Raw genomic sequence first — 6,590 nt, 5'->3', positions numbered from 1 at the left:
GTCGCCCTTTATGAGTCCACGCCCTAGCGCCTGGCTCGAAAGAAATCACGCAATAGCGCCGCCGCCCGCCGCTCCTCGATCCCGCCATAGATTTCCGGGCGATGGTGGCAGGTGGGGTGGTCGAACACCCGGGCGCCGTGATCAATGCCGCCGCCCTTGGGGTCATAGGCCCCGAAATAGACCCGCCGGATCCGGGCCAGCGCGATCGCCGCCGCGCACATCGGGCAGGGCTCAAGCGTGACGTAGAGGTCGCAGCCCTCCAACCGTCCGCCGCGTCCGGCGGCGGCGGCGCGGATCGCCAGGATTTCGGCGTGGGCGGTGGGGTCGGACAATTCCTCGACCCGGTTGCCAGCCACGGTCAGAACCTCGCCGTTTCGGACCAACACCGCTCCCACCGGCACTTCGGCGCGGGCGGCGGCGGCCTCGGCCTCGGCCAGGGCGATCTGCATGAAGCCGGTCATGACGTCGCTTTACCATGGCTTCGGCGGGGACGGGAAGGTATAGGAGGGCTGCCCCAGGCCCAAGGACAACTTTGACCATGAGTCGACGCCCAATTATCGGCATTACTCTCGACAGCGAGGAGCCCGGCGGCTATTCAAAGATGCCGTGGTATGCTCTGCGCCGCAATTATTGCGATTCGGTTGTCGAATGCGGCGGGTTGCCCCTGCCGCTGCCGCATCATCCCGATCTGGCCGAAGATTATCTCGACCGCCTCGACGCCCTGATTGTTTCGGGCGGCGCGTTCGATGTCGATCCGGCGCTGTTCGGGGAGGACAGCCGCCATCCCACCGTTACCCTGAACGCGACCCGGACCGCGTTCGAGATGCGGATTCTGACCGGCGCGCTGGCCCGCGATCTGCCGATCCTGGGGATTTGCGGCGGCCAGCAAGTGCTGAACGTCGCCTTGGGCGGCACGTTGATCCAGCACATCCCCGATGAGGTCGAAGGCGCGCTGGCCCACGAACAGCCCAACCCGCGCACCGAACCGGGCCACGAGATCGAAATCGTCGCCGGAACCCGGCTGGCGGCGATCGTGGGGGCGGGGCGGACCGTGGTCAATTCCGCCCATCATCAGGCGGTGAAGCAGGTCGCTCCCGGTTGTATCGTCGATGCTCTCGCCCCCGATGGGGTGATCGAGGGGATCGAAGCGCCCGACCGGCGCTTTTGCATCGGGGTGCAGTGGCATCCCGAATTTCTGATTGGCCCGGCCGACGCCAAAGTGCTGTCGGCCCTGGTGGAGGCGGCAAGACAATGACGACCGACGAGCGGGACGAAACCACCAGCCCGGCAGCGGCCGGAGAGCGGATCGCCAAGCGGCTGGCCCGTGCCGGTCTGTGCTCGCGCCGCGATGCCGAGCGCTGGATCGCCGACCGCCGGGTTGCGGTCAACGGCGTGGTACTGGACAGCCCGGCCTGTGTCGTGACCGCCAACGACCTGATCCTGGTCGATGGTCAGCCGGTGTCCGAGCCCGAGCGCACCCGGCTGTGGCGCTATCACAAGCCCGCCGGTCTGGTCACCACCCACCGCGATCCCGAGGGACGCAAGACGGTGTTCGAGACCTTGCCCGCCGATCTGCCCCGCGTCGTGTCGGTGGGGCGGCTCGATCTCAATTCAGAGGGGCTGCTGCTGCTGACCAATGACGGCGCGCTGGCCCGCAAGATGGAACTGCCCTCGAACGGCTGGGTGCGGCGCTATCGCGTCCGCGTCCATGGCGAGGTCGATCCGGTCGCGTTGCAACGGCTGGAGCGCGGCGTCACCGTCGAGGGTCAGGCCTATGGCTCGATCAAGGCGACGCTGGACCGCCAGCAGGGGGCCAATGCCTGGCTGACCGTGGCGCTGCACGAGGGCAAGAACCGTGAAATCCGTCGGGTGATGGAGTATCTCGGCTGGCCGGTGACCCGGCTGATCCGGGTCGCCTATGGCCCATTCCAGTTGGGTACGCTGGAGGAACGTGCGGTTGACGAGGTGCCGGGCAAGGTGCTGCGCGAGCAGACCGGCGGGGCCAAGCCGGTGCTGCGTCCCAAGGTCGATTCGCGTCCGGCCGGAGAGCGGGAAAAAGACGAGCGGCTGAAAGAGCAGGATCAGCGCAAGAAGGCGGCTCCGCTCCGTCACGGCCCGGCCAAGGGGAATGCCGATGCGAATCGTCGCCGGAAGCCATAAGGGCCGTACCCTGGTCGCGCCGCCCGGTCGCACTGCGCGGCCGACCGCCGACCGGGTGCGTCAGGCGCTGTTCGATATCCTGGCTCATTCCGATCTGGTCGATCTGGATGGGGCGACGGTGATCGACGCCTTTGCCGGGTCGGGGGCGCTGGGGCTGGAGGCACTGTCGCGTGGGGCGGAGCGGGCGTGGTTCCTCGATACCCATCCGGCGTCGCTTGATGCGGTCCGCGCCAATGTCGAGACCCTGCGCGAAAGTGCCCGGACCCGGCTGCTGCGCGCCGACGCGACGCGTCCGCCGGGTGCCGAGGCCGCCTGTACCCTGGCCTTTCTCGATCCGCCCTATCATGGCGGGCTGGCAGCCCCGGCGCTGTCCGCGCTCGATGCGGCAGGTTGGCTGGCACCCGGTGTGTTGGCGGTGGTCGAAGTGGCGGCGGACGAGGCTTTCGTCCCGCCGCCCGGCTTCACCCTGGCCGATACCCGTCGTCATGGACCGGCACAGATCGCGTTCGTGGTACGGACGTCGCCCTAATCGCTCTGATTGGCGTCGATAACGGTTCGGAGCAGGTCGAGCAGGGCTTTCGACTTGGTCTTGCGCATCACCGAGGCGCGGTGATTCTCGACGGTGCGCTGGCTGATCCCTAAGTGATGGGCGATGGTCTTGTTGCGGTGACCGGCCAGTAATTGTTCCAGCACGTCGTATTCGCGGGGGGTCAGGCTGGACATTCGTCCCACGGCCTCGCTGCGGCGAACCCCATCGGCGGCCAGATCGCGTCCCTTTTCCAATGCCCGTTCGACGGCGGCCAGCAATCCGGCGGGGTTCAGCGGCTTGGCGATGAAATCGGTCGCGCCCGCTTTCATCGCGGCCACCGCCATCGTGACGTCGCCATGTCCGGTCATCACGATCGCGGGCAGGCTGCGGTTCTGGCGGTGCAACTGCCGCAGCAATTCCAGACCGCCCATTCCGGGCATCACCGCATCGACCAGCAGGCAGCCCTCGCGGGTGGGGGCGACGGCGGCGAGAAAGGCTTCGGCGGTGGGATAATTCTCGACCGAGCGGCCTTCCTCGGTCAGCAACATCGACATGGTCTGGCGCAGCGGGTCATCATCGTCGATGACAAAGATCGTCGGTTCCGTTGTGTTCGCTTCCGTCCCCGGCCTTTGCCGACGCGACAACAAAATTCCGGCGGCCCGCATCAATTCGCTGGTGGTCACCGGCTTGGTCAGATGGATGCATCCGGTCACCGCACCGATCTTGCGCAAGGTTCCGGTTGAGATGTCGCCGGTCAGCAAAATCACCGGAAGATCGGGCGATCCCGCCGCTCGCAACCGGGCGATGACCTCCAGTCCGGTCGCTCCGTCGCGCAAGGTATAATCCGAGATCACCAGATCGAACGATTGGGCCGGTTGGGCGAGCCGGTTCAGCACCATCGCGGCATTCGCGGCGACCGTGACCAATGCCCCTTCGGAGGTGAACAGGCTGTTCAGCATCGAACTGATCGCCGGGTCGTCTTCGACTACCAGAATCCGGCGTTGGCGGATCTGGGCGTTCAGGCTGTCCAGGGGGGGCAGGGGGGAACCGCAACCGGGGTTTCCGCTTCGGCCAGGGGCACCTCGATCGAAAAGACCGAGCCGCGTCCCAACACGGAACGGACCCGCAGCGGATGGCCAAGCAATACCGCTTCGCGTTTGACGATCGCCAGTCCCAGCCCCAGGCCCCGGTTGTGGCCGTCGATGGGGGCTTCGATCTGGACGAATTCGTTGAAGATCGCGTCGATCTGGTTGGCGGCGATGCCGATGCCGCTGTCCCAGACTTCGATCCGCAGGTGGGTGCCGACGTGGCGGCAGCCCAGCAGCACCTTGCCATGGTGGGTGTATTTGAAGGCGTTCGACAGCAGATTGCGGAGAATCTGTTCGAGAATTTTGGGGTCGCTGTGAACGAAGGAGCGCGAGGAAATGACGCGCCAGACATTGCCTCCGGTTCCGGCGTGAAACGCGAAATCTCGCTCCAGTCGGTCGAGCAGAACCGAGATGCGAAAGCCGATCGGCTGGGGCTTGGTCAGCCCGGCATCGATCTGATTGATGTCGAGCAGGGTGTTCAGCATCCCCGACATCACTTCCAGCGCCTGATCCTGGTTGGCGATCAACTCGCGCAGGCGGGGATCGTCGAACCGGCGCGCCATCACGCCGCAAATCAGGTAAAGGGTTTGCAGCGGCTGGCGGAGATCGTGGCTGGCGGCGGCGAGAAAGCGCGATTTGGCCGATGTCGCCCGTTCGGCTTCTTCCTTGGCACGCAACAGGGCATCCTGAGTGCGCTTGCGCTCGGTGATGTTGATCATCGCGACGATGCAATCCTGGCCGGTCACGTCGGAGAGGCCTTCCAGGATAACGACGCAGCTCGACTGACCGTCCGCCGATTTCAACCCGACTTCGCAGCGTTCGGTGTCCTTGCCGCTGAGAATCCGTTCCAGGAACGAGGCGAAGTCCCGCAAGGATTCGTCGGCGATGAACGCGCCCAGCCGTTGCGGGGCGTTCCGCCCCGGCACCGTGCCCAACAGGGCGGTGGCGGCGCGGTTGGACCGCTTGATGACACCGTTCAGGTCCAAAGTGACATAGCCCACCGGCGCGAATTCATACAATTCGGTATAGCGGGCCAGAGTCTCTTCGGATTCGTGGCGGGCTTCCTGGAGGGCGGTGTTCTGACTCTCCAGTTCGATCTGATGAACACGCAATTCGTGAACCAGCCGCTGGGCATCCTCGACGCTGAGAGGCGACGGGACGGTGTCTGCGGTCGGCTTCGTCTGGGGGCGCTTGCCATCCGCAGGATTCGGAACGTCTCTTTGCTCGAAAGTCATGGCGCGTTTCTCGATTGCGGAAAATTGAGTTCAGCCTCAGGCCCCTCCGCAGGGCGCTCGATCTGTCATGGCGGATCGGCGCGGGGCGCACGGACCGTCGCCGACTTTGGCTTGCGAACGGCGACGATCCTCGCCGTTTTGTCCCGCTCTTCCGACCCGCTGCGTTTAAGGATGTTCGCTCTTCTCACTTTTCTCGGGAAAGAGTGTCTCTCCCGGAGCGGGAAGGTAGGAAGGCCACAGCGGCTCTCGGCGCGATATCTATCTTATGATATTAACCCCTGGGTGGATGCCGACAGGGTCGGAATATACCCAGGGATATCAGGCTTCAGCCGCTAGAATAATCTTGGGGCGATACCGATAACCCCAACGATTATCAAATAGATCGCGACGATGTAGTTCAGCAGACCGGGCTGGACCAGGATCACGATTCCGGCGACCAGGGCGACGATGGGTTCGAGGGGAAGGCTGTGGAGATCCATGATGAATGATCCTTCGCGCCTTGGTTGATCTTTATGAATTACAAGCTTGCTTCATGGCGTCCTTAAGTAGCGATGACGTGTCAGGTCTTACGGGGGGGAATGCCATCGTCCGTTCGGACGTCCGGACAATCCGCCGCGCCGCGATCCGATCAGCAGCAGGGCCAGGGTAATCAGCATGATGCTGCTATACATGGCGTGAACTCCTTGAAGTGAAGGCGTCAGGCCACCCCAGGCAACCGGCAATGCGGCTCAATTGCCCTCGACGATGACGTGTCCCGTTGGCGTCAGAACGACATGGATCGGCTGCCCATCCTGGGTTGCGGTCCCGTGCCAGAAACTGTCGCAGCCTTTTTTAAGGGCGATGACACGGCGATAGCCCGCTTTCTCGAATTTTGCCCGTGCCGACTCGATCGTGGTGCCGTCGATCCGCTCGCCGGGGGCGCAGCCCGGACTCTTGTCCTCGGCGGCGATGGCCGTGACCGCCGAAACCTGGGCGAGGGCGAGGATCGTCGATGCCAGCAAAATATATGCTCTTGTCGCCATGATCGTTCTCATCGCTCTGGTGGTGGGCTGGGTGCGTTCAGTCATTATCGGACAATCAGGTTGTTTCTGACCGAACGGACCCCGGTGGTGTTCCGGGCGATTTCTCCGGCCCTTTCCTTGGCCCGGGCGGTGTCGACGAACCCGCTCAACTGAACGACGTCCTGCATTGTTTCGACGCTGATCTGAGACGATTTCAACGACGAATCGTTGATGATCTGGGCGTTGACCCGGGTGGTGACGGTGGCGTCGTCGACATACTCGCCCGTCGTTTCACGGCCCGAGAAAACCGTGCAGCCCGACAGGGCGACGGTGACCGCAACAAGGCTGATGGCCTTTCGGAACGACATTGTTCGGCTGAACATGGGAATCATCCTTTTATTTGAATCTGGCCGGTCTGTGGCCGCGAGCATTCGCCGCGTCCGACATGGGACTGGGGGGGTAAATTGACAAATGAAGATGGAAGTGTGTTGTGTCGGTGTTTTGTATGAATTTGTGAAAATCATATTTCGATAAGTTGCGGAGAAATAGACCTGTATCCGTCAATTTATCGGCATTT

9 protein-coding genes are annotated in these 6,590 nt (G+C 63.7%); 3 read left to right on the top strand and 6 right to left on the bottom strand.

Annotation, left to right across the window (positions count from 1 at the left end; all coding sequences use genetic code 11):
• Nucleotides 1–23: 23 nt before the first annotated feature.
• Nucleotides 24–461: a nucleoside deaminase gene (locus tag K678_RS16560; protein WP_021133634.1), complete on the bottom strand. Its 438-nt coding sequence runs from the start codon at nucleotides 459–461 to the stop codon at nucleotides 24–26.
• Nucleotides 462–538: 77 nt separating this feature from the next.
• On the opposite strand from K678_RS16560, the gene K678_RS16555 reads away from it, so the two are divergent.
• From K678_RS16555 to rsmD, 3 genes are read left to right on the top strand one after another with little or no spacing between them, the layout of a single operon-like run.
• Nucleotides 539–1,255: a gamma-glutamyl-gamma-aminobutyrate hydrolase family protein gene (locus K678_RS16555; RefSeq protein WP_039853663.1), complete on the top strand. Its 717-nt coding sequence runs from the start codon at nucleotides 539–541 to the stop codon at nucleotides 1,253–1,255.
• The gene (locus tag K678_RS16550) at nucleotides 1,252–2,160 is read left to right on the top strand and encodes a pseudouridine synthase (protein WP_021133632.1); all 909 of its coding nucleotides are present in this window, start codon (nucleotides 1,252–1,254) and stop codon (nucleotides 2,158–2,160) included. Before K678_RS16555 ends, K678_RS16550 begins: the two co-directional genes overlap by 4 nt.
• A complete protein-coding gene (gene rsmD / locus K678_RS16545; protein WP_021133631.1) occupies nucleotides 2,135–2,689 on the top strand; it encodes a 16S rRNA (guanine(966)-N(2))-methyltransferase RsmD in 555 nt (184 codons plus the stop codon). The genes K678_RS16550 and rsmD overlap by 26 nt, the downstream gene beginning before the upstream one ends.
• Here the strand turns inward: rsmD and K678_RS19605 are convergent.
• The 5 genes from K678_RS19605 to K678_RS16530 form a co-directional block, all read right to left on the bottom strand.
• Nucleotides 2,686–3,648 carry a response regulator gene (locus K678_RS19605; RefSeq protein WP_051185972.1) on the bottom strand — a complete coding sequence of 321 codons (963 nt, stop codon included), beginning with the start codon at nucleotides 3,646–3,648 and terminating at the stop codon, nucleotides 2,686–2,688. The genes rsmD and K678_RS19605 overlap by 4 nt on opposite strands.
• Before the next feature lie 59 nt (nucleotides 3,649–3,707).
• Nucleotides 3,708–5,012, bottom strand: a complete 1,305-nt coding sequence (locus K678_RS19600) for a PAS domain-containing sensor histidine kinase (protein WP_051185971.1) — start codon at nucleotides 5,010–5,012, stop codon at nucleotides 3,708–3,710.
• A gap of 332 nt (nucleotides 5,013–5,344) precedes the next feature.
• The gene (locus K678_RS18390; protein ID WP_021133630.1) at nucleotides 5,345–5,491 is read right to left on the bottom strand and encodes a DUF3096 domain-containing protein; all 147 of its coding nucleotides are present in this window, start codon (nucleotides 5,489–5,491) and stop codon (nucleotides 5,345–5,347) included.
• A 249-nt stretch (nucleotides 5,492–5,740) separates the two neighbouring features.
• Nucleotides 5,741–6,034, bottom strand: coding sequence for a PepSY domain-containing protein (locus K678_RS16535; RefSeq protein WP_196802608.1), 294 nt, complete (start codon nucleotides 6,032–6,034; stop codon nucleotides 5,741–5,743).
• Between the two features lie 44 nt (nucleotides 6,035–6,078).
• Nucleotides 6,079–6,396, bottom strand: coding sequence for a BON domain-containing protein (locus K678_RS16530; RefSeq protein ID WP_021133628.1), 318 nt, complete (start codon nucleotides 6,394–6,396; stop codon nucleotides 6,079–6,081).
• Nucleotides 6,397–6,590 lie beyond the last annotated feature (194 nt).

It is taken from the genome of Magnetospirillum fulvum MGU-K5, from assembly GCF_000442515.1.
Taxonomy (GTDB): domain Bacteria; phylum Pseudomonadota; class Alphaproteobacteria; order Rhodospirillales; family Magnetospirillaceae; genus Phaeospirillum; species Phaeospirillum fulvum_B.
The sequence above is the reverse complement of the archived record's forward strand: the minus strand, read 5'-3'. Positions and strand labels throughout refer to the sequence as shown.

Coding starts and splice junctions, on each gene's coding strand:
- K678_RS16555 (WP_039853663.1), top strand. CDS start 539: ATGAGTCGACGCCCAATTATCGGCATTACTCTCGACAGCGAGGAGCCC.
- K678_RS16530 (WP_021133628.1), bottom strand. CDS start 6,396: ATGTTCAGCCGAACAATGTCGTTCCGAAAGGCCATCAGCCTTGTTGCG.
- K678_RS16550 (WP_021133632.1), top strand. CDS start 1,252: ATGACGACCGACGAGCGGGACGAAACCACCAGCCCGGCAGCGGCCGGA.
- K678_RS18390 (WP_021133630.1), bottom strand. CDS start 5,491: ATGGATCTCCACAGCCTTCCCCTCGAACCCATCGTCGCCCTGGTCGCC.
- K678_RS16560 (WP_021133634.1), bottom strand. CDS start 461: ATGACCGGCTTCATGCAGATCGCCCTGGCCGAGGCCGAGGCCGCCGCC.
- rsmD (WP_021133631.1), top strand. CDS start 2,135: ATGCGAATCGTCGCCGGAAGCCATAAGGGCCGTACCCTGGTCGCGCCG.
- K678_RS16535 (WP_196802608.1), bottom strand. CDS start 6,034: ATGGCGACAAGAGCATATATTTTGCTGGCATCGACGATCCTCGCCCTC.
- K678_RS19600 (WP_051185971.1), bottom strand. CDS start 5,012: ATGACTTTCGAGCAAAGAGACGTTCCGAATCCTGCGGATGGCAAGCGC.
- K678_RS19605 (WP_051185972.1), bottom strand. CDS start 3,648: ATGCTGAACAGCCTGTTCACCTCCGAAGGGGCATTGGTCACGGTCGCC.